Origin of the sequence: Dyella psychrodurans (assembly GCF_003363265.1) — a bacterium.
GTDB lineage: Bacteria > Pseudomonadota > Gammaproteobacteria > Xanthomonadales > Rhodanobacteraceae > Dyella_B > Dyella_B psychrodurans.
On record NZ_QRBF01000001.1, the window covers coordinates 64,120 to 90,261 of the forward strand.

25 protein-coding genes are annotated in these 26,142 nt (G+C 61.5%); 11 read left to right on the forward strand and 14 right to left on the reverse strand.

Translation table 11 applies throughout. The annotated features are described in order from the left end of the window. Nucleotides 1-26: 26 nt before the first annotated feature. Together DWU99_RS00290 and DWU99_RS00295 are read right to left on the reverse strand one after the other, a co-directional pair. Nucleotides 27-602, reverse strand: coding sequence for a phosphatase PAP2 family protein (locus DWU99_RS00290; RefSeq protein ID WP_115476001.1), 576 nt, complete (start codon nt 600-602; stop codon nt 27-29). Then, nucleotides 571-1,731 carry a glycosyltransferase family 4 protein gene (locus DWU99_RS00295; RefSeq protein ID WP_115476002.1) on the reverse strand — a complete coding sequence of 387 codons (1,161 nt, stop codon included), beginning with the start codon at nt 1,729-1,731 and terminating at the stop codon, nt 571-573. The genes DWU99_RS00290 and DWU99_RS00295 overlap by 32 nt, the downstream gene beginning before the upstream one ends. A 174-nt stretch (nt 1,732-1,905) precedes the next feature. Here DWU99_RS00295 and DWU99_RS00300 point away from each other — a divergent pair, with 174 nt between their 5' ends. The 8 genes from DWU99_RS00300 to DWU99_RS00335 all read left to right on the forward strand — a co-directional run bounded on the left by DWU99_RS00300 (nt 1,906) and on the right by DWU99_RS00335 (nt 7,163). Further along, entirely contained in the window at nt 1,906-2,340 is a 435-nt protein-coding gene (locus DWU99_RS00300) for a DUF4399 domain-containing protein (protein WP_115476003.1), read from the forward strand. Nucleotides 2,341-2,443: 103 nt separating this feature from the next. Continuing rightward, on the forward strand, nt 2,444-3,844 hold the full coding sequence (gene gltX, locus DWU99_RS00305) for a glutamate--tRNA ligase (protein WP_115476004.1): 1,401 nt from the start codon (nt 2,444-2,446) through the stop codon (nt 3,842-3,844). Between the two features lie 157 nt (nt 3,845-4,001). Further along, a complete protein-coding gene (locus DWU99_RS00310) occupies nt 4,002-4,271 on the forward strand; it encodes a hypothetical protein (protein WP_115476005.1) in 270 nt (89 codons plus the stop codon). Nucleotides 4,272-4,288: 17 nt separating this feature from the next. Then, nucleotides 4,289-4,795 (forward strand): transcriptional repressor, encoded by a 507-nt coding sequence (locus tag DWU99_RS00315; RefSeq protein WP_115476006.1) that lies wholly within the window; start codon nt 4,289-4,291, stop codon nt 4,793-4,795. Between the two features lie 120 nt (nt 4,796-4,915). Beyond that, nucleotides 4,916-5,347 (forward strand): MerC domain-containing protein, encoded by a 432-nt coding sequence (locus DWU99_RS00320; RefSeq protein WP_115476007.1) that lies wholly within the window; start codon nt 4,916-4,918, stop codon nt 5,345-5,347. 55 nt (nt 5,348-5,402) lie between these two features. Beyond that, the gene (locus tag DWU99_RS00325) at nt 5,403-6,347 is read left to right on the forward strand and encodes a cation diffusion facilitator family transporter (RefSeq protein ID WP_115476008.1); all 945 of its coding nucleotides are present in this window, start codon (nt 5,403-5,405) and stop codon (nt 6,345-6,347) included. An 80-nt stretch (nt 6,348-6,427) separates the two neighbouring features. Next, nucleotides 6,428-6,589, forward strand: a complete 162-nt coding sequence (locus DWU99_RS00330; protein WP_115476009.1) for a 30S ribosomal protein THX — start codon at nt 6,428-6,430, stop codon at nt 6,587-6,589. 151 nt (nt 6,590-6,740) lie between these two features. After that, nucleotides 6,741-7,163 carry a hypothetical protein gene (locus tag DWU99_RS00335; protein WP_115476010.1) on the forward strand — a complete coding sequence of 141 codons (423 nt, stop codon included), beginning with the start codon at nt 6,741-6,743 and terminating at the stop codon, nt 7,161-7,163. Nucleotides 7,164-7,216: 53 nt separating this feature from the next. Here DWU99_RS00335 and DWU99_RS00340 read toward each other — a convergent pair whose 3' ends face one another. The 5 genes from DWU99_RS00340 to DWU99_RS00365 form a co-directional block, all read right to left on the reverse strand. Then, on the reverse strand, nt 7,217-7,978 hold the full coding sequence (locus DWU99_RS00340) for an FkbM family methyltransferase (protein ID WP_115476011.1): 762 nt from the start codon (nt 7,976-7,978) through the stop codon (nt 7,217-7,219). A 40-nt stretch (nt 7,979-8,018) separates the two neighbouring features. Further along, entirely contained in the window at nt 8,019-10,301 is a 2,283-nt protein-coding gene (locus DWU99_RS20740; RefSeq protein ID WP_147292855.1) for a hypothetical protein, read from the reverse strand. A gap of 384 nt (nt 10,302-10,685) precedes the next feature. Further along, complete coding sequence (hutI, locus tag DWU99_RS00355) at nt 10,686-11,909, reverse strand: imidazolonepropionase (RefSeq protein WP_115476014.1); 1,224 nt, start codon at nt 11,907-11,909, stop codon at nt 10,686-10,688. Then, complete coding sequence (locus DWU99_RS00360) at nt 11,906-13,375, reverse strand: chloride channel protein (RefSeq protein ID WP_115476015.1); 1,470 nt, start codon at nt 13,373-13,375, stop codon at nt 11,906-11,908. The genes hutI and DWU99_RS00360 overlap by 4 nt, the downstream gene beginning before the upstream one ends. Nucleotides 13,376-13,407: 32 nt before the next feature. Then, nucleotides 13,408-14,970, reverse strand: coding sequence for a bifunctional GNAT family N-acetyltransferase/carbon-nitrogen hydrolase family protein (locus tag DWU99_RS00365; RefSeq protein ID WP_115476016.1), 1,563 nt, complete (start codon nt 14,968-14,970; stop codon nt 13,408-13,410). A gap of 78 nt (nt 14,971-15,048) precedes the next feature. Between DWU99_RS00365 and DWU99_RS00370 the strand changes: the two genes are divergently transcribed. Together DWU99_RS00370 and DWU99_RS20925 are read left to right on the forward strand one after the other, a co-directional pair. Further along, on the forward strand, nt 15,049-16,419 hold the full coding sequence (locus DWU99_RS00370; protein WP_115476017.1) for a formimidoylglutamate deiminase: 1,371 nt from the start codon (nt 15,049-15,051) through the stop codon (nt 16,417-16,419). Between the two features lie 453 nt (nt 16,420-16,872). Then, a complete protein-coding gene (locus DWU99_RS20925; protein WP_158543188.1) occupies nt 16,873-17,037 on the forward strand; it encodes a hypothetical protein in 165 nt (54 codons plus the stop codon). On the opposite strand, the gene DWU99_RS00375 is transcribed toward DWU99_RS20925, so the two are convergent. Further along, the gene (locus tag DWU99_RS00375; RefSeq protein ID WP_115476018.1) at nt 17,028-17,438 is read right to left on the reverse strand and encodes a LysR substrate-binding domain-containing protein; all 411 of its coding nucleotides are present in this window, start codon (nt 17,436-17,438) and stop codon (nt 17,028-17,030) included. The genes DWU99_RS20925 and DWU99_RS00375 overlap by 10 nt on opposite strands. 86 nt (nt 17,439-17,524) lie before the next feature. Here DWU99_RS00375 and DWU99_RS00380 point away from each other — a divergent pair, with 86 nt between their 5' ends. After that, nucleotides 17,525-18,811 carry an MFS transporter gene (locus DWU99_RS00380; protein ID WP_115476019.1) on the forward strand — a complete coding sequence of 429 codons (1,287 nt, stop codon included), beginning with the start codon at nt 17,525-17,527 and terminating at the stop codon, nt 18,809-18,811. 13 nt (nt 18,812-18,824) lie between these two features. Here the strand turns inward: DWU99_RS00380 and DWU99_RS00385 are convergent, their stop codons facing one another. From DWU99_RS00385 to DWU99_RS00410, 6 genes are all read right to left on the reverse strand, one after another. Next, nucleotides 18,825-19,736, reverse strand: a complete 912-nt coding sequence (locus DWU99_RS00385) for a LysR family transcriptional regulator (protein WP_115476020.1) — start codon at nt 19,734-19,736, stop codon at nt 18,825-18,827. A 59-nt stretch (nt 19,737-19,795) separates the two neighbouring features. Further along, nucleotides 19,796-21,088, reverse strand: a complete 1,293-nt coding sequence (locus tag DWU99_RS00390; protein WP_115476021.1) for an alkaline phosphatase family protein — start codon at nt 21,086-21,088, stop codon at nt 19,796-19,798. Nucleotides 21,089-21,275: 187 nt separating this feature from the next. Continuing rightward, the gene (locus DWU99_RS00395; RefSeq protein ID WP_115476022.1) at nt 21,276-21,998 is read right to left on the reverse strand and encodes a carbonic anhydrase; all 723 of its coding nucleotides are present in this window, start codon (nt 21,996-21,998) and stop codon (nt 21,276-21,278) included. Nucleotides 21,999-22,099: 101 nt separating this feature from the next. Further along, nucleotides 22,100-23,353: a TIGR03862 family flavoprotein gene (locus DWU99_RS00400; RefSeq protein ID WP_115476023.1), complete on the reverse strand. Its 1,254-nt coding sequence runs from the start codon at nt 23,351-23,353 to the stop codon at nt 22,100-22,102. A 110-nt stretch (nt 23,354-23,463) separates the two neighbouring features. Further along, the gene (locus tag DWU99_RS00405; protein ID WP_115476024.1) at nt 23,464-23,856 is read right to left on the reverse strand and encodes an STAS domain-containing protein; all 393 of its coding nucleotides are present in this window, start codon (nt 23,854-23,856) and stop codon (nt 23,464-23,466) included. Continuing rightward, complete coding sequence (locus tag DWU99_RS00410; protein ID WP_233510798.1) at nt 23,834-26,116, reverse strand: SpoIIE family protein phosphatase; 2,283 nt, start codon at nt 26,114-26,116, stop codon at nt 23,834-23,836. The genes DWU99_RS00405 and DWU99_RS00410 overlap by 23 nt, the downstream gene beginning before the upstream one ends. Nucleotides 26,117-26,142 lie beyond the last annotated feature (26 nt).

Below are 26,142 nucleotides of genomic sequence, written 5' to 3' on the forward strand. Positions count from 1 at the left end.
GTAACGACGGCGTGTGCAATGATTGATCACGCCAACAATTGCGGTGCGCTGTGCACGATCCACAGCGACAGCGCACCGAGGCCACTGCCAACGAAGATCGCGGCGAGCACGTCGCTCGGATAGTGCAGGCCGAGAATCACGCGCGATGCAGCCACCAGCGCCGTGAAAGTGAGCAGCAGCGGCGCAAGCAGCGGATACCACGCGAGTGCAACGATGGTGAAGCCCACCGCCTGCAAGGTATGTCCGGATGGGAAACTGAATTCGTCCAGCGGCGGTACGTGGGCGATCACGCCGGGGCAGGTGCGAAACGGGCGCGGCCGGCGCGTCCAGCGCTTCAGAATGCGATACAGCAACAAGGCCACCAGACCGGTGACCGCCATGTGCGCCGCCGCTTCGAGGCCGCGCCGGCCATCGATCAGCGCGAGCGCGAGCATCAGTGCGTACCAGAAGATACCGTCGCCAAGGCGACTGATGATGCCAAAGAACAACCCCACGGCGTGCCGTGCGCCCCAACGATTGGCGGCAATGCACATGCGTCGGTCGAACGCATGGCGCGGAAGCACGACCTGGTCAGGCAGGTGCGATGGTGACATGGCGCTCATGCACGTTCTCCTCGACCAGTTCGCGTAGCTGGGTTTCGAATTCGCGGATGACTGCATCGGGCGAAAGCCGCGCGACACTCGCTTCGGCAGCATGTCCCATGTGGCGGATCAGGCCGATGTCGCTGGCCAGCGTTACCGCCGCCGCAGTGAAAGCGCTGGCATCGCCGGAAGCTATGCGGAATCCGTTGATGCCGTCGATCAAGTGCTCGCGTGCCGCGCCTTCGGCATAGGCCACGACCGGAAGACCCGCGGCGAGCGCTTCCAGGATGACGTTGCCGAAGGTTTCGCTCAGGCTCGGAAACGGGAACATGTCCGCGCTGGCGTAATGCACGGCCAGTGCTTCGTCGCGTTTCATGCCGGCGAAGATGAAATCCGGATTGGCCTCTTGCAGCGCTGCACGGGCCGGACCGTCGCCCACCCACACGTAACGCGCCTTCGGTGCGTGCTGCTGGATGGCGCGGAATGTTTCAACCGCCAGTTCGAGATTCTTTTCCGGCGCGATGCGCCCGACATACAGCACGACCGGCGTATCCGCCTCCGCGCCCCAGCTTTCGCGCAACAAGGGATCGCGCCAGGACGGATTGAACAATTTGGTGTCCACCGCGCGGCGCAACAGGCGCGCATGATCGACACCCATTGCCGTCAATTCCTGCGCCAATGCATCCGTGGGAACCAGCGTGATGTTGGCGCGGCAGTGGAAGCGGCGCAGATAGTTGTGCACGATCGGCGTCAGAAAACCCACGCCATAGTGATCGGCGTAGGTGTCGAAGCGCGTATGAAATCCGGTAGCGACGGGTATGCCCAGGCGCACCGCTGTTTTGACTGCGGAGCGACCCAAGGGGCCTTCGGTGGCCACATAGATGGCATCCGGGCGCCGTTGCATCCAGCGCTTGCGCAGTGTGCGCGGTGCCGGCAAACCAAAGCGCAGGCCGGGATAGCGAGGCAGTGCCGCGCCGCGCGTTTCGAGTGCGTCGATACCGGGTTCGTCGACGTGGCTGACGGCTTGGCGGGGACGGATGAGGTCGATCTCGTGGCCTTTGGAGGCCAGACCGGTCGCCAGACTATGAACGGTGAGAGAAACACCGTTGATCTCGGGCGGATACGTCTCGCTGATGATGCCGATACGCATGGCGCATCCTCGTCTTGTACGGCGGTAGCTTGCGCCGAGGTCGTTTCGCGGGCGTGGCGGGAACGTGACAACGTGGTTACGCGTGTGACGAAACGGTGCAAACGCCGCCGACACGCGAACATCGCGATGCGAATGGGCTAGATTGATCACTCCACTGGACCAGGAGAGGCACCCATGAAACGTCTGTTGCTTGCTCTAGCGCTGGTAACTACCGCAGGGTCGATCTTTGCCGCCGATGCGCCGGGCTTGCCGGTCACCAAGGCCACGGCCGGTGCGGAGGTCTACATCATTTCCCCGCAAGATGGCGCCACCGTTTCACAAAGCTTTACGGTGCGCTTCGGACTCAAGGGCATGGGCGTGGCGCCGGCGGGCGTCGTCCATGAGAACACTGGCCACCACCATCTGTTGATCGATGTGAAAGAGCTGCCCGCTGCCGGGCAGCCGATCCCCAAGGACGAGCAGCACCTGCACTTTGGCGGTGGCCAGACCGAGACGACCCTGAAACTCGCGCCCGGCACGCACACCCTTCAGCTGGAACTGGGCGACTCCAACCACATTCCCTTCGACCCGCCGATCGTGTCGAAGACGATCACCGTCCACGTGAAGTGATTCCGCAGCGCCCGGCCCTCTACCCGTAAGGAAAGGGGGCCGGGTGAGGGTGGGGCGATATCGGCTAAAATGCGCAGTTCCGTATCGCGCCACACGTGAATCCATGACCGTTCGCACCCGCTTCGCTCCCAGCCCTACCGGTTTCCTGCACATCGGAGGTGCCCGTACCGCGTTGTATTGCTGGCTGGAGGCCCGTCGCCGCGGGGGCGAATTCCTGCTGCGCATCGAGGACACCGACCGCGAACGCTCCACCGACGAAGCGGTGCAGGCCATCCTCGACGCCATGCAGTGGCTGGACCTGAGCGCCGACGAGGCGCCGATCTACCAGACGCATCGCCTGGCCCGCTACAAGCAGGTTGCCGACGAGCTGCTGGCGGCCGGCAAGGCCTACTACGCCTACGAAAGCAAAGAGGAAATCGAAGCGATGCGCGAAGCCGCCATGGCGCGAGGCGAAAAACCCCGCTACAACGGCTATTACCGTGATCGCAACGAACCCTGTCGCGACGACCCGAACCGTGTGATCCGCTTCAAGAACCCGCTCGAAGGCTCCGTGGTGTTCGAGGACAAGGTGAAGGGCAGGGTCGAATGGTCCAATGCCGAACTGGACGATCTGGTGATCTTCCGTTCCGACGGCTGGCCGACCTACAACTTCGCCGTGGTGGTCGACGACATCGACATGGGCATCACCGAAGTGATTCGCGGCGACGACCACGTCAACAACACGCCGCGGCAGATCAACATCTATCACGCGCTCGGCGCGAAGGTACCGGAGTTCGCGCACCTGCCGATGATCCTGGACAAGGAAGGCAAGAAGCTCTCCAAGCGCACCAATTCGGTCAGCGTGATGGAATACCGCGAGAACGGCTTCCTGCCGCACGCGATCCTCAACTATCTCGTGCGCCTGGGCTGGTCGCATGGCGATCAGGAAATTTTCTCGCGCGAAGAAATGGTGAAGCTGTTCGACGTCGCCGACGTCAACAAAGCCGCATCGCGTTTCGATACCGAAAAGCTGGAGTGGCTCAATCAGCACTACCTCAAGACGGATGATCCGCAGACGCTGGCACCCGAATTCGCGTGGCATCTGGCTCGCGCGGGTATCGACGCCAGCCAGGGTCCCGCGCCCGCGGACGTGATCGTCGCGCTGCGCGACCGCGTGCACACGCTGAAGGAAATGGCCGAGCGCGCGAAGATCTGGTACGGACCCCTCACCGAATGGGACGACAAGGCCGTCGCCAAGCATCTGAAGAACGACAGCGCCGTGCAGGTGCTGCAAGCCGCGCGTGAGCTACTTACGGGATGCGAATGGAAGCCGGAGCCGATCCATCAGGTGATCGAGCAAGTCGCTACCAGGCTCGAACTGGGCATGGGCAAGATTGCGCAGCCGTTGCGCGTGGCGATGACGGGTACCCAGGTGTCGCCGTCGATCGATCACACCATTTACCTCACGGGTCGCGAAGCGGCGCTCAAACGCATCGACGACGCGATGGCCAAGGCGCAGGGTTGATCGTTGGAACCCACGGCTTTCGAAGAACAGCCGCACGTCACTCTCCAATCTCGACGGCGGCTGTAATCTAAAGCACCGTCATCGATCAGCTTCACGACAGCGAAGCGGGTCAATGACGAGCACAGAGCGTGGCGTTCCGTCAGCTAACGAGGCACAAATGGAAGAACTGCTGGCCAAGGCGATGAAAGGCGTCGATCCCGATTCTCCCGGTGCGTTCTTCCACATCTTCATCAACCTCATGAACATGGTGCCGTGGGCAGCCTTGTTCTGGTGGAACCTGATCTTCGTTGCGGTAGGCGCCTTGCTGGGCTGGTGGCGTGGCCGCCTGATGAGCGGGATCGTCTGGGCGCTGGTGTTGGGGCCGATCGGCTGGATTATCGTGTTGATGACCCCCAAATTGGCCAAGCCCCCGCCGCTGCCGCGCTGAGGTAGGTGCCGGGGTGTATGATCGAAATCGAGGTGAACCCGTTGAGCGAAAGTTCCTCCATCAAAGCGCACGCGCATCATCATCACGAAGGTCCCAAGGAATTCGTGGCGGCGGTGGAGCACGCCAGTGAAGAACGCGGATTGCGCCTGACGCCCTTGCGCAAGGAAGTGCTGGAACTGATCGCGGCTGCCGGCAAGCCGGTCAAGGCCTACGACTTGCTCGACCATCTGCGCGAGCGGCACGGCAACGCGGCGCCGCCCACGGTGTATCGCGCACTCGATTTTCTGCTCGAGCACGGCTTCATTCACAAGCTGGAATCGATCAACGCATTCGTTTCCTGCCATCACCCGGCCGAAGCGCATCAGGTGCCGTTCCTGATCTGCGATGTCTGCTCCAGCGCGCAGGAAGTGTGCGACGAGCGTGTCGCCGAATTGATCGAGGCGCAGGCCAAGGCGTTCGGTTTCCGTCCTCAGGCGCAGACGCTGGAAGTGCACGGCGTCTGCAAGCAGTGCCGCAAGGCCTGAGTTGATCCCGCGTCGATTGCCTGGCCCTTAGCGGGGCGGGTTGCGTGCAGGCCAGAGATGTTATATTGTATCAAAACCATGCCGGGCCCCACCGGCTAGCCAGTACGGTGTAGTCCCTACATGGATTCCACGCCAACGCCGCCGCCCACCCGCTGGTGGAACCTAGCCGACAGAATCGGCGCGACCGCCTCGTTCCTGTGCGCGATCCACTGCGCGGCGTTGCCGTTCGTGCTGGCGATTCTTCCTCTGCTGGGCCTGAGCTTCCTTGCCGATCATGGCTTTGAGCGAGGTTTCGTGCTTTTCGCCAGCACGCTCGCGCTGTGGGCCCTGGTGAACGGATATCGCCGCCATCATCGATCGCTGCCGCTGCGGCTGGCCTTGCCTGGCCTCAGCTTGCTGGTGATGGGCGTCACCTTCGCCGAGAACTACTCCATCGTGCTGCACAGCGTGCTGGTGACGTGCGGCGGTCTGCTGGTTGCCAGCGCGCACTTCGTGAATCTTCGATTCGATCGCACGTACGGCCACGTGCACGGTGCCCACTGCGCTCACTGAATGCTTTGTGCGTCAGTGATTGTGTAACGGCGGCACCGCTTCCTAGCATTGTCGAATGAATCACGCGCACAGCCACGCCTGCGACCATCACGACGATCATTCCCACGCGACGGGAACGGTCGGTCGCGAGCGCAAGCTGCTGTTCGCTTTCGTGCTGACCACGGGCATGATGCTGGCCGAAGTGGTGGGCGGATGGTGGTCCGGCTCGCTGGCGCTGCTGGCCGATGCCGGCCATATGCTGGTCGATGCGCTGGCGCTCATGCTTGCCTTGCTCGCCGTACGCATGGCGCGGCGTCCCGCCGATGCGCGGCGCACGTATGGTTACGGCCGCATGGAAGTGCTGGCCGGTTTCGTGAACGCGCTGACGCAATTCGTGCTGGTCGGATTTATTGCCTACGAGGCCGTCGAGCGACTCTTCAAGCCGGTGCAGATTCTTTCTGGCGTCATGCTCGGCGTGGCTTTGGTGGGACTGCTGGTGAACCTCGTCGTGCTTCGCAGCCTGCACGGTCATGCGCATGACGACGTGAACCTCGGCGCGGCCAGCCTGCATGTGCTGGGCGATCTGATGGGTTCCGTCGGCGCGGTGCTTGCCGCGCTCGCCGTACGCTGGATGGGTTGGAATTGGGCGGACCCGGCTCTGTCGCTGCTGGTATCGCTGCTGATTCTCAGCAGCGCATGGCAGCTTCTGCGTCGCTCTACTCACATCCTGCTCGAAGGCGTGCCTGAGGGGATGGACCCGCACGAGGTCGAAGCAGCATTGCGGGGTGCCGATGCATCGATCCGCGATGTACACCATCTGCACGTCTGGCAGCTCGCATCCGGGTCGCGCATGGCCACGCTGCATGTCGAGCTTCATGATCAAGGCGACGGCGCGCGCGTACTCGCCGCAGTGAACCGGACGCTGTTGGATCGCTTCGGCATCCGACACGCCACCATCCAGATCGACCCGGGTGACTGCCCAGACGAAGGCCCGGGCTGTAACGCCCACCATCACCACTGACCCAGCGCCGGCCTTGCGCTTTGGGCCGCCGCTGCTAGGATGTTAGGTCGTCAACAGCATTACGAGTCAAGGAGTTTCCTATGGGTAAGGGCGATCGCAAGACCCGTCGCGGCAAAACCTACCGTGGCAGCTACGGCAATACCCGCGCGCACTCCGTGCAGCCCGCCGTGGCCGGCGCCAAGCCGACCGTAACCAAACCGGCCGCTGTCAAGAAAGCCGCACCGAAAAAGAAATCGGCCTGAGCCATTCGCTCGCCGACACAAAAGCCCCCGCGTGCGGGGGCTTTTTATTGGGGGCGAGTCCAGGCGTGCAGAAGAGCCTGGTTGCACGTTCATAAAGCATTCCTCCTAGACTCTTCTCGCCGGTAACAGCCGGCTGGTGTGGGCACTGTCGATGTTTCTGTTCTTGCTGCATTTCTGGTGGTGGGAGTTTCGCCTCACCACCGTGCAGCACTGGAGCTTCAACCTGTATCTGTTCGTCGTGATCTACGCGCTGCTGCTGTATCTGCTTTGCGCCCTGGTGTTCCCGGAGCAGATCGGCGATTACAGCGGGTATCGCGAGTATTTCTATTCGCGTCGCGCGTGGTTTTTCGGAACGCTGGCGATGATGTACGTGGTCGATTACGCCGATACCTGGATCAAGGGCTCGGACTACTTGCGAAGCTTTGGTGCCGAGTACGCGATACGCAACACCTGCTGTGTGGTGTTCAGCCTGATCGCCATCTGGACCCGTCGTCCGCGTTACCACGCAGCATTTGCGTTAGCGGGCGTCATCTATCAGCTCTCCTGGATCGCTCGCGAGTTCGAAACGCTTTGAGCGCCGATCCACACCCGACGCACCTACGCAATTCGCTCGCTTGGAATATTGGATTACAGTTCATAGCGGCGTTCGAGTTCAAAACGACCCTCTACCGGCGATGCGATGACATTCTGGTGCACGCAACCGGGAAAGATGTTGCTGGTCTGCTCGGCATGATTGTCCGCGTTATAGAGATACGGGACATGAGACCAACAGCGATAGCCAAGATCCTTGATGGCTTGTATTTCAGCCTCGACCTGTTCGATGCCAGCCAAACGGTAGTACAGGAACGGACGATGTTTGCGAATGGTCTCGGTCGCGCCCGCCAATAATTCGAGCAAGCTGCCAGGCACGTTGATTTTAAGCAAATGCAATGCCTCGAGACCGAGGCCGTCGACGGTAGTGATGTTTACGATTTCGTCCTGTGCATGCTTCAAAGTGGCGTTGTGCGGTAGTGATGCCAGTGATGACGGGCCTGTCGATCGACCCAGCCAATTGAGGTGGGTGTAGACATTCGTCAATTGATTGATCGCGATATTGGCGCATAGTTGCTGGAACGGAATGCGGCGCGGCTCGGCGACATGCACTTGTCCTTTCTCGCCGACGGCACGGGCCAACCAAAGTGCGTGAGCACCGTATTCGCCGCCAAATTCCATAACGCTCTGACCATCTTGAATCAGGCCGCTCAGCAGATTGATTTCTTGTTCGGCCCATTCGCCGTAAAGCTGCAGCGAGCGGGCGGCCGGGGTGTCGGCTTTTACAGCGGTCATTAAACCGTAGCGGGTATTCCACAGCCGCGAGGTTTGCTCGGAGGTGTTGACTTGTATGTTCATGGCTGAAGATCTCGAGGTTGAAGTTGATGGGAAATCCGCTTTAGCGCATAGCGCTGGCGATTCGCAGTTGTCTTACCGCGTCACGATACGCTGCTTCTGTATCCGATTGCGGCCCTGACAGAGCCCATTGATCGCAGGCTTCACGCCAGGTGGATAGAAGTTCTGCTGTCACGCTACCGAGTTGCCAGGCCCTTTCGCATAAGTGGCATGCACGGATGAAATCGGCGTTGCGTAGAAACATCTCGGCCATACGCCGGAGGGTTTCTGGCCGCTGGCCCGTTAGCGTTTCGAGTCTGCTTGCCAGGGTCACGGCGACGTTGCCTTGAACAGGCATGCCGGGAAGTCGTTCATAGGCAACCTGTATGGCCAGCCGACACTCCATGCTTTCGGTGCGCCAGCGAGGATCGGCTTCTGCCAAAAATGTATGCATAAGGGCGTGCGAATACGCTTCTTTCGCTTGTTCGGGTGGCAGTACGTCTCCCTTGTCCAAGGCGACCTGAGCGATGGCCAGGGCAATGGCCGCCGTCGGTGCGCGTGCATACAGTTCGTCTAGCAGTGCTTGCGCCGTTTCGAGATGCTGTAGTCGCAGACCGCCATCCTCGATCGCAGCGCGTTGTCGAAGAATGTCAGCGTGGCATTGCTGGGCGTAATCAGCGTGCGAAGGCAGTCCGTGTAGGCGCATGCAGAGCGCCTGAGCTTCCGTATATTTCGATAGTGCGCCATCTCCATATTGGCACTGTGCCCAATATACGATCACCTCGATCCAGGCTTTCAGCAACACGGGTTCGCCACGCTCGATGTCGGACGTGTGACGGGCTTGCATATCCCGCAAGTGAAGCAAACGGGAGGCCCCCTTTTGCCGCTTGGCTTTGGCAAGGTCGATACCGATCCGTTGCGCCTGCCAGTAGGGCTGTTGGACCACGTCGACGGCAATGTAGTGGTGCAGAGCGAGTTCGGAAGCCTCCGTATAGAGCCGATCCGCTTCGACTTTGCTGCAGCCTTCCGCGCGCATCATGAGCGTCTGCAACAGCAGCCACGTCATGGCGATGCGGTCTTGCGTCTTATCGGCCATCGCTTCGCGAATGGCAGACTCCCATTGCAACAACAACGCCGCAGGCGGTGGCTCTTTTGCAAGTCTGCGTATGTTGGGAAGGACACTGTCGCGTTCGACGAGCAAGGCAGGAGGTGCGTCGGGACGTTGCGCTGCCAAGTTTTCCAGGCGGTCGAATAGTGAGAGCTCAGCATGTTTGTCGTCGCCTGGAGGTGCGGACAGAGCCGGCTCCTCATGCGATTCCGCTGGGACTAGTGCGTTAACAACAGGTTCGGTCGTAAACATATCGGTGTCTTCGATATCATCAAATATTTCAGGCTGAACCGAACGGGCCTCGGCTGGATCTGCCGCTGCTTGTCCGGAAGAAAAAAACGGCGACGTCATAAGGTTGACCGGTTCATAGTGAGACCATGCCCGCAGAGTGCCGGCGTCCTGCGGATCGCCATCCACTGGCCGGTAGAACCATGGCTCTGGCGGACGATACGACTGCCTCGGGTCATGCCAGTTAGGCCGGCATGGGGTGGCTTCTGACGAGGGCGTCGCGATTGCCGCAGGCTGTTTTTCCGCCTGCGGGATGGGTTGGTGACGCGTGTCGTCGGGTGTGAGCCTGATGCCATCGATGGTTCGAGATGGAGCAGATGGCAAGCGCGATCGCAGGAGCCACAGCCCAAAGCTTCCGCAAATTGCCGCGACAAGCAGCAGCAATCGCCAGAGCGAAGATTTGTCGAGCATGCCGCTTTTGTCGCTGACTGCCATGCCGGGTATGGCAGACGAGGGCGACACGTTGGCAAGGGCAGGTGAGCCTTCGCCCGAACGTGCGGCGCTTGACGGAGAAGACGATGCGGATGCTGCCGTTGGCAGCGTGGTGGTGTCCGCACCGAGCTGATCTTCACTGGCGGCGATGGTTGACGATGCGACGGTGTTCGTTGATGCATGGGTTGCGTCGTTTTGTACGTACGGCATCAGGCCGTGTTTATCGGCGTGTGCTATGGCTGAAGGCGAGCCTTGTCGTGCAGACGATGTATCGGTCGATTCGGACTCGCTCGATGAACCTTGCGTCCTATCGGCCGTGCCGTCTTCGGCGGCGTCTTGCGCAGGTTTTGATAGCGAAGGTGCAACCGTTCTTGATGCTTTATCGGCAGTCGATAAGTGTCGCGAATGCATGCCCTGGCTATCGATAAACGGATGGCTGCAAGCCGCCAGCAGGGCAATCACCACGATCAACCAGTGGCCATGTAGGTGACCTGCCGTGGACCGGATGATCACTCCCATTCCCGCACGCGACAGTCCAGCGAGGGGTAGTGACAGGCGACGCGCTTGGTTTGTTGAAGCCCCCATGATCACTCCTGGCCAACCATGCCGTATCGAACGTCATGTCGACTAGGCAAGGGGTCTATCGGGATGAGGTAGTACGCTGCACGCTCGATAATTCATCGAGAAGAAATGCATCGGATGGTGCTCGAATGCATCGGGAATTCATTGCCTTGCACGCGTCGACAGTGACTGGTTGCCGCCATCGTGAAGGCGCCCAGGCATAGTACGGATATGTAGGGGGTGGTCCTATGGGACGAGTCTTAAAACACTCGATCGTTCAAGTGGCGCGACAGCCATTCAGCTGCACGTCGGGGCGACTTTATGGAGCTGCGAGCGTCGCTTTCATATCGGCGATACGGCCACGCCACCGATCCACACCTGACGCACCAGCCCGCCGCCGATCCAGTAGCACAGCTCGGCAGGTTGTTTCGCATGCCATACGACGAGATCGGCCCGCTTGCCGATGGCGAGCGTGCCGCGATCCGCCAAACCCAGCGCACGCGCAGCGTTCACCGTGATGCCGCGCAGCGCTTCCTCCGGCGTGAGCCGAAATAGCGTGCATGCCATGTTCGCTGCCAGACGCAACGAGAGCAGCGGCGAGGTGCCCGGATTGCAATCGGTGGCAATGGCGATGGAAACGCCGTGCGTGCGCAATGCATCCACCGGCGGCAGCTTTGTTTCGCGCAGTGCATAGAAAGCGCCGGGCAACAACACCGCCACCGTGCCGGCACGCGCCATCGCCTGGATGCCCGAGTCGCTAAGGTATTCGAGGTGATCGGCTGACAACCCCTTGAATTCGGCCACCAGGGCAGCACCGTCCAGGTCGGACAGTTGCTCCGCATGCAGCTTTACCGGCAAGCCCAATAGGCGCGCATGCTCGAACACACGCTGCGTTTCCGCGCGACTGAAACCGATTCCCTCGCAGAACGCATCCACGGCATCGACCAGCCCTTCGTCGGCCAGTGCGGGAAGCAATTCATTGCAGACCAGGGCGACGTACTCATCGCGTCGGTCCTTGTATTCGGGCGGCAACGCATGCAGCCCAAGGAACGTGGTTTGCACGCGAATGCCAAGCGCAGTGCCCAGGCGGCGTGCCACGCGCAGCATCCTTCGCTCCGCGTCCAGTTCCAATCCGTAGCCGGATTTGATTTCCAGCGTGGTTACGCCATCGGCAAGCAGCGCGCGGGCGCGGGGCAGCGATTGAGCAAACAGTTCGTCTTCGCTCGCGTGGCGTGTGGCGCGCACGGTGGAGACGATGCCGCCGCCGGCGTGCGCAATGGCTTCGTAACTGGCGCCATTGAGGCGCAATTCGAACTCCTGCGCGCGATCGCCGCCGAAAACGAGATGAGTGTGGCAATCGACCAAGCCGGGTGTCACCAAAGCGCCGTCGAGGTCATGCACCTCTCGCGCTGTCGAAGCGGATGCCGACGGCAGATCTCGCATGGCGCCAATCCAGACGATGCGTCCATCCTGGCAAGCCATCGCCGCGTCGGTAAGCAGTCCGTGGCTGGCTTCACCGACGAAGGTCGCCAGGGACGCATTGGTCAGGAGCAAATCCCAGTTCATCGGTCGGAGTCTTTTGCGGGTGTCTCGGTGGGTTCGACCGGTTCGCCGTAGGCATCCGTCGCGCCGATCTCTTCTACGTCATCGACGTCGTTTTGCTGCTTTTCCGCTTCCGCATGCCATGCGTGCTGACGCTCGAAATCCTGCATCATGCGTTCGGCGAAATCCTTGTATACCGGCGTGGGGCTGAAAATGGACGCTGCCGCTCGCGCCAGCAGGCACGCCGCCATGATCGGAATCACCATATCCTGATTGTTGGTCAGTTCCATGGCGATGACGGCTGAAGTCAGCGGTGCGCCCGTCACGCCGGAAAGATAGGCGCTCATGCCGAGCAGCACCACGGCCGCCTCAGGCGCATGCGGCAGGAAATAGGCGATGTTGTGGCCGATGCCGGCTCCCACCGCCAGCGCCGGCGAAAAAATACCGCCGGGAATGCCGGCCCAATACGACACGACATTCGCCAGCAGCTTGTAAAGACCGAATGCGTGTCCTGCCGTGACCGGGTCCTGCTGCACGAACTCACGCGCTTGCGCATAGCCGGTACCGTAGACGGCGTTGTGGGAAATCACACCGAGTACCGCCAGCGCGAACCCGCAACCGACGGCAAACGAAACCGGGTAGCGCTCGCGCAGGCGACCGACCGCGGCCAGCGGCCCGCGCCGGCTCAAAAGGATCAACCGCGCGAAAAGACCGCCCAGCAGACCACCGACGACGCCACATTCCAGCACCGCGAGCCACGCATGCCCCAGCGGAAGGCTGGTTTCCACCGTGCCGAAGTAAGCGTAATTGCCGTTGATGCCCAGCGACACCACGCCGCCCACGATCACAGCCGTGAGCAGCAGGCCGCTGAAGCGATGCTCGAACGTGCCGGCGAGTTCCTCGATGGCGAACACCACGCCGGCCAGCGGCGTATTGAAGGCTGCGGCAATGCCCGCCGCGCCACCGGCAAGGATGAAGCGAGAAATCGCCTTGGCGTCTGTAAAGCCGAAGCGTCGACCCAGCGAATAGAACAGGCCCGCGCCCACGTGCACCGTGGGGCCTTCGCGGCCGATCGATGCGCCGACCACCAGCGCGAGTATCGTCAACACCATCTTGCTGGCCGCGATAGGCAACGCCAGCATGCGTGCGCGAAAGCTCTCGTCTTCGATATGGATGGAGGCGATGGCCTGTGGGATACCGCTGCCGCGCGCCGCGCGCAGACGGCCTTGAGTGACCCAGCACAACAGGCCGAACACCGTCGGCGTCATGATCAGCGGAATCCAGATGCCATGGGCCACGATCTTCTGGAACAGGCCAAACGCCCAGTCGCTGGCCCTTGCGAACAGAATGGCCGCCAGCGCCACCAGCACCGCACCGCTCCACAAGGCGATACGCCGTTTCCACAAGTAGGGAGCGAAGAACTCGTGCCCCAGCACGGCGCGCAACCGTGGGTTGGAGGCTTTTGGCGTGGGCGATGGCGATTCCGGCATCCGCGCATTATGGCAGGCCGTTCGTGCCGAAGTCAGCGCGGGTGCCTCAACCAGCGCGTTTCGTACAGATCGAAGCGGCGATCCTTGAGGTTCTGTACGGCGCCGGCATTGCGCGCCATCGCCAGGCTTTCCAGCCGCAGGTCTGCAAACAGCACCGTTTCGATATTCGGCGTGGAGTCGGCGGCGACGCCGTCGCGCGCGAACGGAAAGTCGCTCGGCGTGAGAATGCAGCTTTGCCCATACTGGATATCGAAGTTGTTGACGCCCGGCAGATTGCCCACGTTGCCGGAAAGCACGACATAGCACTGGTTCTCGATCGCACGCGCCTGCGAGCAATAACGCACGCGCAGATAACCTTCACGCACGTCGGTGCAGAACGGCACAAACAGAATCAGCGCGCCCTGGTCGACCAGATGCTTGGCGACTTCGGGAAATTCCGCGTCGTAGCAGATCATCACGCCGATGGGGCCGCAGTCCGTCAGGATGGTCGCCGCCGTATCGCCACCCGTGACGTTCCACACATTCCTTTCGCTGGGCGTCGGGTGGAGTTTTTCGCGTTCGTGGATGGAGCCGTCGCGCAGACACACGTAGCAGACGTTGTGAATGTCGCCGTTCTCCTGCTCGGTCGGATGCGAGCCGGCGATGATGTTGATGTTGTAGTTCATCGCCAGGCGGCTGAAAAGCTCCTTCACCTGCGGCGTGTAGTGGCTGAGTTTGCGGATGGTATCGACCGGCGACAGTTCTTCGTTCTCGATGGAAAGCAGCTGCAACGTGATCAATTCGGGGAACGTCACGAAGTCGGCGCTGTAGTCCGCAGCGATGTCGGTGAAGTATTCGACGTGCGTAACGAATTCGTCGAACGATTTGATGCGCCGCTGCAGGTACTGCACGGTCGCCACGCGCACGGAGTCGGGCAGGTTGCGCGTGGATTTCACGGCCGGAATATCCGGTTGATCCAGCAGGGCCGGATTTCGCCAGACCAGGTGCGCGGCGTAGCCGAGCGACTCGTAGTCGGTCGGCACATAGGCGCGCAGCAGTCCGATGATTTCGAAATCGTTGGCGAGTTGAAAACTCAGCGTGGGATCGCGGCGGCGTCCCTCGACCACAGCCTGCACGTATGCTTCCGCGCTGCCGTAGCGCTGAATATTGCGCGACAACCCCGGAACGCGTCCGCCGAACGTGATGCCGCGCAGTTTGAGATCGGTGCACAGCCGCTTCCGTGCCTGGTACAGGCGTTGGCCGATGCGCATGCCGCGATAGTCCGGGTGCACCACCACTTCCATGCCGTACAGCCAGTTGCCGTCCGGATTGTGGCGCGAGGCCATGCCGCCGCCGGTAATCTGCATCCAGGTATGCGGTTTCAGGGCGACCGATTCGTCGATACGGAACGTGGCGCAGTAGCCCACGATATTGCCCTCGTATTCGACGACGAACTGCCCCTCGGGAAAGTGCGTCTGCTGGGAGCGCAGCATTTCCGCCGAATGACCCCATTCGGGCGTGTAAATGCGGGCGGTGAGATCCACCAAGGCAGGGACGTCACCGAAAACAGCCTGCCGCAAGGCCAGTATTGGCGCATTTTCGTTCTTCTTGGCCATTTCTCCATCCTTCCTTAAGGAAAGTGAAGAGGACGCGAGTGAGCAGGTTACACTTTGTAAGTCTTACGGAGATTGTTCATGAGCGATATGGCCACGGTTCACGCTTTCCAGGCACGGCAACTCTGGCATGAGGCGGGTTGGCGCAGCGATGCCACATTCGCCGTCGACGAGCGTGGCCGGGTTGCGCACATGGAGAGCGGGACACCGCAATACCTCGATGACTGGGTATTGCCGGGCATGCCCAATCTCCATTCCCATGCGTTCCAGCGTGCCATGGCGGGTCTGGCGGAACGACGTGGTCCCAGCGACGATTCGTTCTGGACCTGGCGCGAAACCATGTATGCCTTCGCGGCGCGTGTCGATCCCGATACGCTGCAGGCGATTGCCGCCCAGCTCTACGTGGAAATGCTCAAGGCCGGTTACACGCAGGTCTGCGAATTCCATTACCTCCACCACCAGCCCGACGGAACGCCTTATGCGCAGCCGGAAGCGATGTCGCTGGCTTTGATCGAGGCTGCGCGCGAAGCAGGCATCGCGCTCACCTTGCTGCCGGTGCTCTACATGAGCGGCGGTTTCGATGGTCGCCCACTCTCGCCGCGGCAGCGTCGTTTTGGTCATGACGTCGACAACTATTTTCGATTGCTTGCCACGCTGCGCAAGCTGGAAAGCGACGACGTGCGCTTGGGTGTTGCACTTCATTCCCTGCGCGCGATTCCCGAACAGAGCTGGCGTGGCGTGGTCGAAAGCGAAGCGCTGAAAACCGGTCCTGTTCACATCCATATTGCCGAACAGATCGGCGAAGTGCAGGACTGCATCGCCACGCGCGGCGCGCGTCCGGTCGAATGGTTGTTTCAGCATGCGGCGGTCGACCGGCGATGGTGCCTGGTTCACGCCACGCATCTCACCGAATCGGAAACCGCGCAACTTGCGCGCAGCGGTGCGATTGCCGGCCTGTGTCCCACCACCGAAGCCAATCTGGGCGACGGTCTTTTTCCGCTCGCGCGCTATCTCGATGCGAACGGCGTGATCGGCATCGGTTCCGATTCGCATATCTCCATATCGCCCGTGGAAGAGCTTCGCTGGCTCGAATACGGCCAGCGCCTGCAGACACGCCACCGCAACGTGGCTGCGCGACATGCCGGCGACAGCGTGGGTGAAACCTTGTGGCGCGCGTCGCTACGCGGTGGCGTGCAGGCCGCCGACATGGCGATCGGCTCCCTGGAACATGGAAAGCGCGCGGACTTCGTCGTGCTCGATCACGACTCGCCGCTACTGGCCGCACGCGATAGCCGTTCCGCCATGGACAGTTTTCTGTTCGCGGGCAATGTTCCGCTGGTGCGCCACGTCATGACGCGAGGCAGATGGGTGGTGCGCGATTTCAAACATCACGATGAAGCGCGCATCGCCGCGCGTTACCGTTCGGCGATGGAACGACTGACGAACGCATGATGCGATGGCGCGCAGCGATGGCTCGCGCGGAGGATCGTGTTGTTCAGAAGGTTTGCAGCCGGAGCCGGGTCATTGGGAGGCTGCTGCCCGCTACCTCGCATGGCGGCTTCCGGCTGCAAGCCTTCTGAACATCAGCGCGTTGTCTTTGCCGTCCTGAGTCGGCGCGATGCGAATGATGGCGAGGCCGGCATAGAAATCGGATAAAAGATCCGATCACTGGCGTAGAAATTGCGTAATTTCCGAACGCGGCCGATGGGTCGACGAACCCGCCTGAACGCTTCAATCTTTCGCGCCGTTGACTTTCTTTCGAGGCGCGCGCGGCAGCAACGCACTGGCTTTCACTTGCCTGACGCTGGGGCTGAACCATTGGCATCGGTTCAGGTTTGTCGCGTCATCGCGGCGCGTCGAGGCCGCGTTTCCCGGCGTGAGTTTCCACTCACGAGGAGAAACACCATGCGCCGTTATCTGTCTGTTTTCCTGATCGCTCTCGCTGTGCTGGGCGGCACACTGGCGCAAACAGGTTGCATTGTCGTCGCACCGCGCCCGGCTCGCGTGTGGGTGCCCGGTTACTGGGGTCCTAGCCACGTTTGGGTTGGCGGTTATTGGCGTTATCGCTGAGTGGGCTGACGTTTGATCGCGAGGCGGCTCTTCGCAGCTGCCTCGCGTTTGCCCCATTCACGAACGAAGTCGATAAATACGCGCAGTTTTGGCGGTACCTGGAACCGGCTCGGGTAGTACAGGTAAAAACCGTCAAAGGGCGGCAGCCAGGGGTCGAGTACGCACTCCAGTGATCCCGCGTCGATGGCGGCGCGCGCGGATGCTTCCAGCAAGCACGTCAGGCCGATGCCGTCCTGCGCCGCACGCAAGGCAAGCGAGATGTCGTTGACGGTCAGGCTCCCGTCAACGGCCATCTCGAACCAGCGACCTTTTTGCGCGCCACTGCGATGCGCAAATTCCCAGCGATAAATGGCGCCGCTGCTCGCCATGCTGGCGATCACCGTGGATGCCCATTGATACATGGGGACTATCGAGTCGTACCTGCCGAATTATCGATCATCCGCGTGTCACGGATTATGCTTGTGCCATCTTTCCCGATCCCATCGCGATGAGCACAAGCCTATCCGAGCAGGCACCGGCCAAACCGGTGGCCTGGAGCGACGAAGACCTGATTCGCCACGGTACGCCGGCGTTCCGGCATACCAATCTGGCGTTGTTCGCCGCCGGTTTCGCCACGTTCGGCCTGCTGTATTGCGTGCAACCACTGATGCCGCAATTCAGCCAGCACTATGGCGTCAGTGCGGCAACCAGCGCCTTGTCGCTGTCGCTGACGACGGGCGTGCTTGCGTTTGCCATGCTGTTCGCCGGCGGCGTTTCCGACGCGGTGGGGCGCAAATCGGTGATGGTGGCGTCGCTGCTCTCCTCCGCCGTATTGGTATTGCTGACCGCGTTGATGCCGACGTGGTATGCACTGTTGACGATACGCACCTTGCTCGGCCTGACATTGAGCGGCTTGCCGGCGGTGGCGATGACCTACCTCACCGAGGAAATGCACGTCGAATCGATCGGCCTCGGCATGGGCCTGTACATCAGCGGCAGCGCCGTGGGCGGCATGAGCGGGCGCCTGATTGCCGGCGTAGTGGCCGATTATTTCGGTTGGCGTGCCGGCGTCGGCGTGGTAAGCGTTGTCGGCCTGATTTCAGGTTTGATCTTTTGGCAGGCGCTGCCGCCATCGCGTCATTTTCGTCCGCGTCCATTGGAGTGGCGCGCATTGTTCGGCCGCTTCGCGGGCATGTTTCGTGATGCCGGGTTGCCGTGGCTGTTCGCCGAAGGTTTCCTGCTGCTCGGCGCGTTTGTGACGGTTTACAACTATCTTGGTTATCGTTTGCAGGCGCCGCCATACAACTTGAGCCAGACCGTGGTCGGCCTGATTTTCGGCATCTATCTGGTCGGTACCTTCAGTTCTGCATGGATGGGTCACCTCGCGGGCCAGCTGGGTCGCCGCAAGGTGTTGTGGACGGCCCTCGCATTGATGCTGTTCGGTGTCGGTTGCACGATGATGGCACCGCTTTGGTTCATCGTGCTTGGCATCACAGCCATCACCTTCGGTTTTTTCGGCGGGCATTCCATCGTCAGCAGCTGGGTCGGCAGGCGCGGTGGTGCTGCGAAGGCGCAAGCCTCGTCGATGTATCTCTTCAGTTACTACATGGGTTCGAGCGTGGCTGGCGCCAGCGGCGGTTTGTTCTATGCTGACCACGGCTGGACCGGCGTGGCGTTGTTCGTTGGCGTGATGGTGCTCGCCGGACTGCTGATCGCCTTGTGGCTTTATCGCGTCAAACCGCTGCCGCAACTCATCACGCCACCCACGCCGATGAGCAAGGGAGCCATGCCATGAAGCTCGACGATATCTAGGTTGCTTGACGCGTTTCCGCCAGCAACAGCTGGACGAAACGCGGCACGAGCGGCGAGCGTTCGTCTTCGCGATACACCACGTGAATCTCGGACATGCTCTCCGCGTCGGCCAGCGGCACGTAGCTCACGCCGTCGACGCCGCTGTGACTGCATGAAGCCGGCAGAATCGATACACCGAGGCCAGCAGCAACCAAGCCGATGATGGTTGACGCTTCGCGCGCCTCCTGTGCGATGCGAGGCGTAAAGCCAGCGTTGTGGCACAGTTTGAATACGCGCTCGTAGACGCCTGCGCCGGCACTGCGCGCGAACACCACAAAGGGCTCTTGCGCCAGGACCGCGGTCGAAAGCTTGCCACGCGAGCCAGCGCGCTTGAGAACCGGATGATCCGAACGAAGCACGACGACGAGCGGATCGCGAAACAGCCGCTTCGATACCAGCGAGCTGGGTAACGAGTCGGGACGCAGAATGCCGATCTGCAGGCGTCGCTCAAGCAAGGCATCGATCTGTTGTAGCGAATTCAATTCCTGCAGTTGCAGATGCACGGCGGGAAAGCGCTGCCGGAATTCGAAGATGGCGCGAGGAATCTGCTGCGACAACGGAATGGTGCGAGTGAATCCAATAAACAGCTCGCCAAGTTCACCGCGTTGCGCACGCTTGGCCATGTCGGCGGCGCGGTCCACGCGCGCCAGAATATCGCGCGCCTCCTGCAGGAACAGTCTTCCCGGCTCGGTCAGGGCAACCCGGCGGTTGGTGCGCGTCAGCAGGCGCGCACCCACCGTCTCTTCCAGTTGACGGATCTGCTGGCTGAGCGGCGGCTGCGACATGCCCAGCCGTTCCGCTGCCTTGCCGAAATGCAGGGTGTCGGCCACGGCAACGAAATAGCGCAGATGGCGCAGTTCGATATTCATGCCGCTACTTTCGCGGCACGGCCTTCGATACTCAAGTGGTTTCTAGCCGGGCCCGCGTTTCATTGCGCGGCTGGCTGCGCCGTGGGTTTGAACATGCCCTGGACGTCTTCGAGACTGCCGTCGTTGAAGCGCGGCGGAATGCGAAGCAGCTGGGCCATCAGCGGGTAGACATCCACGTTGGAAAAGCTGTGGAAGCGCGCGCCATTCTGGAACGCCGGGCCGTGGGCAACAAAGATGGCCTGCATCGTCGGATCGGCATTGTCATACCCATGCTCGCCGACGTGCGCAGGGTTCTTGCGCTTGGCCAAGGCTTCGGTAGTGGTGATGCGCCAGCCCACGTCGGCTAGGCATACCAGTTGCGGCACGCGTGCGTTGCTGCCGTAGTTGAGGCGCCTGGGTACACGGGTCTTGTCCCAGCAGTGCATGTGCTGCTGCGGTTGTTCCAGTTGCTCTTCGATCGCATTGAAATCGTGCTTGCGCCTGGGATTGAAGCCGGCGAGGACGCCGAGCGTCACCGTGTCCACATCCTTCATCGAAATCAGTTTGTCCATGAGGATGTTGTTGTCGGCCGGAGCGCTGGCCATGCCGTGATCGGCGACCACGATGATGTTCATGTGATCGTACAGGCCCCGCTGCTTAAGACCCTCGACAAGGCGTGTCATCGCTTCATCGGTATCCTGGATGGCCTGATTCACCTGCGGCGAATCGGGACCATGCTCGTGGCCTGCGGTATCTACCGCGTTGAAATAAAGGGTGACGAAGCCGGGGCGCTGATCGGCCGGAAGATCCAGCCAGGCAAGTACCTGATCGACGCGTTGATCCGCCGTCACCTTCGCGTCGAACGGTTTCCAGTAGTCGGGATGATGTCCCTGGATCGGCGCTTCGGAACCAGGCCAGAACATGGTCGCGGTGCGTATGCCATGCGCGTCCGCCGTTTCCCAGATTGGCGTGGCCTGGTCCCACCAGAACTCGTTGCCCACGGCCTTGCGATCGCTAAGCGTGAACTTGCCAAGTTCGGGATCGAACATGGTGTTGTTGACGATGCCGTGATGATCGGGCACCAGTCCGGTCACCATGGTGTAGTGATTGGGAAAGGTCAGGGACGGAAAGGATGGTTGCATTGAAGCGCGCACACCGGATGCGGCGAGTGCCTGCAAGGTGGGGCTGAGGCCGCGGTCCAGATAGTCCGCGCGATAGGCGTCGATGGAGATCAACAGCAGCGGTGTGGTGGCAGTTGCCTTGGTCTGCTGCGTTGTCGTTTCGGTTGCCTGTGCCGGCGTGGTGCTGTGCGATGCGCAGCCTGCGCCGACGGCGACGAACGAACAGATCAAGACGCGGGACAACCAATTCATAAGGGACGATCCGTGAATGACGATGGACAACCCCTTCATGATGGCGCAGTTGTGTGACTAAAACAGCTCTTGCGCAACGAGCAGACATGCGTTCTCGCGCAAGTTCTTGTGGGCAATGCTGTCCTTCATGCGCATGGCCAGGGCCCTTTCCCGCAGGAAAGGGCCTGGCTCAAACGGCGGGGATCCATCAAGCCGCAGGCCGCATCAACACCTTGCCGGTAGCCAATTCGTATACCGCGCCAACGACGCGTACGCTGCCTTGCCGCACGGCCTCGGAAATCACCGGTTGTGCCGACGCTACGCGCGATACGTTGTAGTCGACGTTGCCGTCGATGGCATTGGCCAACATATTGCCTCCGCCAGTTTCCACGGCCTTGGCGACACCGGGCCGAATGGCATCGACGATGTCCCAGATATGTCCGGGCAACGGAGCGGGTTGCTTGATTTCGTTGAGCGTGGCCTTGACGGCGCCGCAATCGGCATGTCCGAGAACAAGGATCAAAGGCACCTTGAGTACCCCCACGGCGTACTCAAGGCTCGCCAGACTATCGCTGCTGAGGTAATTGCCGGCGACGCGCACGACGAACAGATCGCCGGGACCTTGATCGAACACAAGCTCCGGCGCGACGCGCGAATCCGCACAGCTCAATATCGCGGCAATGGGGTATTGCGCCTTGGCGCGCGCCGCACGGCCCACCGAGAAATCCTTGGCATCGATCTTGTTGGATGCGTAGCGCGCGTTGCCGTCGAGCAGACGGCGCAAGGCGGCATCGGGTGTAATGGCGTTCTGCGGCGGCGACGCATCGGCCCACGCAAGAGGCGAGGCGAATGCACTTACTGCAAGCAATCCCAGGCTTGCTTCAAGAAACTGACGGCGGGACTGCATCGAATGCGAAGGAAGGTCGCACATGGCACGTCTCCAATCAGGTGGGTGAGTTGTTCCCCTGCAAGGTCAGCTACAGCGTTCCGGAGGGTACAACCATCGACCTGAGAGCGTCGTGATGACTTGCATTATTGCGGTGACAGGTTCTTGAACCATGCTGCGGCACCCAGTCCCGCCCGGCGGCCGCTCGCGAAGCAGGCCGTCAGCAAATAACCGCCGGTGGGCGCTTCCCAGTCCAGCATTTCACCCGCGCAGAAGACCCCGGGAAGGCCATGGAGCATCATGCGATCGTTCAGGGCTTCAAGCCGCACACCGCCTGCGGTGCTTATCGCCTCGGCCATAGGGCGTGCTTGCTTTAGGTGCAGCGGCAGTCGCTTGATCGCTTGCGCAACGACGCTGCCGTCCAGCAGCTGTGGCTTGTGGAGCGCTTCGTAGAGCAACGCCGCCTTGACGCCGGCGAGGCCCGCTTGGCGGCGCAAATGTTCGCTGAAAGATCGGCTGCCGCGTGGCTTGGAAAGTTCGTGCTGCAAACGCTCCAGTGTCCGATCCGGAGCGAGATCGAGTTCGAGCGTGGCATGTCCGTGTTGGGCGATGGCATCGCGCAGCGATGCCGACAGGGCGTAGACGAGACTGCCTTCGATGCCTGTACTCGTAATGACGCACTCGCCTTGACGCAGATGTTCCTGCCCATGCGCGTCGCGCCAATAAGCAGCCACCGGTTTCAATGGCGCACCCGCGTGATGTGTGGCGAGATGTTCGCTCCAGCCGATATCGAAGCCGCAATTGGACGGCTGCAGCGGCGCGATATCCACGCCACGGTCCGCGAGCCAGGGTGCCCACGCGCCATCCGAACCCAGTTGCGGCCAGCTGCCGCCACCCAGCGCCAGGACAACGGTCGACGCGGATACGGAGCGTTCTCCCTCCGGTGTCGCGAAGCGCAACGCACCGTGTTCATCCCAGCCGAGCCAGCGATGATGGACATGGAAATGCACGCCGCTTTCGCGCAAACGATGTACCCACCCGCGCAACAGCGGCGCGGCTTTCAGATCGCTCGGAAACACGCGGCCCGATGTGCCGACAAACGTTTCTATGCCCAGATCGCGTGCCCAGGCACGCAGCGCATCGGCATCGAAATCGTCGAGCCACGCACCGACTTCATGCGCACGTTTGCCATAACGCAGCACGAAATCGGCCTTGGGTTCACCGTGCGTCAGGTTCATGCCGCCTTTGCCGGCGATCAGGAATTTGCGTCCGACGGAACCTTTGCTTTCGTACAGATCGACCTCGATGCCTCGTGTGCGCGCCGTTTCGGCCGCCATCAATCCGGCAGGGCCGCCGCCGATGATGACCAGTCCCGGGGGATTGGAATGCGCAGAAGACATGCTGAAACGAGAGAGAGACGGCTGGGTATTGTACATCGACCCGTCTGGCCTCTTCTTTCGAAGATAGCGCGGAAGGCGTGATTGCGAGACGGGCAGCCAGACTTATCCGCTCAGTCGATTTCCTCGCCACCGCCGAGCATTTTTCGCTGAATATGATCGAGATACTCGTCCAGTTCGTCCATGCTTTTGAACACCTCGTTGACGGGAACGGCCTTGACGATCTCGAACACCTTGCCGACCTGCGGCTGCGGATTGAGCAACAAGGTGTAGCCGTTGCGCGCACGCATCGTTTTGCGGATCTTGGCGACGCTTCGCAATCCGGCGCTGCTGATGTATTCGAGCAAGGACAGATCGAGCACCAGCGTGCTTCCTTCCTCCAAGTGCTGTAGCTCGCGCGCGGCCGCTTCGTCGAACTCGCCGAAGGTCAGCGCATCGAGTCGGCCCTGTAGATGGAGTGTGGAACGCATGGGTGACGTGGCGTCACTGCGAAGGCTGAAGGTCATGGTCTTGCTCCGGCCGATTGGCGTGAACGAAACGAAGTTGCAGATGATTGCCGTGCTCGTCGTGCGTGTAGTTCAGATCGCTGGCCATCGCACGCACCAGGTGGATGCCGAGTCCGCCCAGTTCTTCCGCATCGGCGCAATCGCCGCTGAGCGCGGGAGGGGGCGATTGCAGCGGATCGAAGGGTTTGCCGTCGTGATGCAGCTCCACCAGCACCGCATCGTCGGCCAAGGTCAGGTGCAGGCCGATGTTGCCCTGGTGTTGTTCGAGGCAGCCATGCTGCACCATGTTGACCATCAATTCTTCGAGCACCAGTCGCACGTCGTCGCGGACATCGTCTTCGATGCCGGCGGCTTCCAGCGTCTGGTCGCAGCGTTCGAGCGTGTCGAACACGTCTTGCATGGATGCGGCGAAGGTGATGTCGAGCATCGATGCGCTCCTTTCCGTTCCGGCGTGATGCCAACGCAATGCCAATACGGTGATGTCGTCGGCCTGGCCATACCCGGCCGCGAAACGTTCGACATCGGCCACCAGGCCCCCGACAGGATCCTCGTCCGGCGTGTCGGCGTACCTAGCCAGGCAGGCGAGCATGCGTTCTTGCCCGTATAACTGCAGCGCCTCATTGGTTGCTTCGGTAATGCCATCGGTATACATCAACAAGGTCTCCCCGGGCTGAAGACGCACGCGATGCGCCGGGTAGGTGGCCTCTTCGTCCAGCCCAAGCGCGGGACCGGTCTCCAGCTGCAGCAGGTGCGGCGCTTCGCGTCCCCAGCGCACGGGAGGTTCATGACCGGCGCTGGCCATGATGAGGTGGCCGCGAACCGTATCGAGAAATCCGCACAGCAAACTGACGAACATGCAGCCGTCGTTGTTGCGGCAGAGCTCCCGGTTAAGCAATTGCAGCAATTGCTGCGGCGATTGCGCTCGCGGTGCGAGAGCCTTGGCCAGCGTGATCGCGCGCGCCATGAACAGCGCGGCGGGAATGCCCTTGTCCGAGACGTCGCCGACCATGATGCAGAAGCGTTGGTCGTGCAGCATGAAGTAGGTGTACAGGTCGCCGCCGACGGTTCGAGCGGGCTGAAGCGCGGCGTGCAGTTCGAAATTGCTGCAACGTGCATCCAGATAGTGCGGGCCGGGTAGCAGGGCGGTCTGGATCTGGTGCGCGATTTCCAGCTCGCTCGCCAGGCGTTGTTGTTCGCGTGCCACCCTCGTCAGCTCGGCGATATGCATGGCCAGTTCGTTGCGCATGCGATCGAACGCATGCGTGAGGCGGCCGACCTCGTCATGTTCGCGCGTTGCCGGCAACGCAAAATCGAGCGCGCCGCGCGCGACCTGTTCTGCGCGGTCCGTAAGCACCACCAGCGGCGTGATGATGCGCCGGATGATGACCAGCATAAGTAGCGAAAGAATCAGCAGCGCCAGTGCGCCGACGATGAGTGTCGCCATGAAGGCGTGCCGAACGCCCGCATAGATTTTCGCCTCGGGCACGGTGAGTCCCAGCTGCCAGTTCGTTCCCTTGATCGGCGCGCGATAGATCCAGATCGGTTCATCGGCGTTGTTCGACTCCGACGGCAGCATCCGAATGGCCGCGGCGCCGTGGGTGTTCAAGGTCCGAAGGAGTTCGGCATCGGCATGCTGCCCCACCAGTTCGGTGGTGTCGTTCGCCAGAAAGGTGCCCTGCTGATCGACGACGAAGGCATTGGTGCCTTCAGGCTTGTCCAAGTCCTGCAGGATGCCTTGAAGCCATTCGAGGGTGATATCCGCATTGAGAACGCCTACTGCCTTTCCGTCCGCGACGATTGCCGTCGAGTAGCTCACCAGCCTGCGGCGCCGGGATTGCGAATAAAAAGGCTTCTGCCAGCAACCGTTCATGCAGGACAGGCCTGCCTGGAACCAGCTGGCATTCCAGTAAGGGGTAGGGTCCTTCAGCAGATCGCGGTGGGTCAGCGAGCCATCATCCGTTCGGCTGACAAAGGGGGACTGCCCGGATGCCAGCGCCGCAGCGGAGCCGGGAACGAATGCCGAAGCCAGGCCTGACAAGTCGGGATTGTGCGAGATGGCATCGCGGAGCAGGGGTTCCGCATCGACCGGTCGCGGACCGATGATGGCCGCGAGCACCTGATCGGTGTTGGTGACCATGTCCAGTCGTTCCTGGATGCGGTTGCTCGCGTCGCTGGCCAGCGCTTCGGATTCTCGATGCGTTTGCGCCAGGATCTGGTGCCCCACCAGCTGAAAAAGCAGGATTCCGCCGACGCTCAGCACTGTTACGGTCCCCAAAAGGACCCACA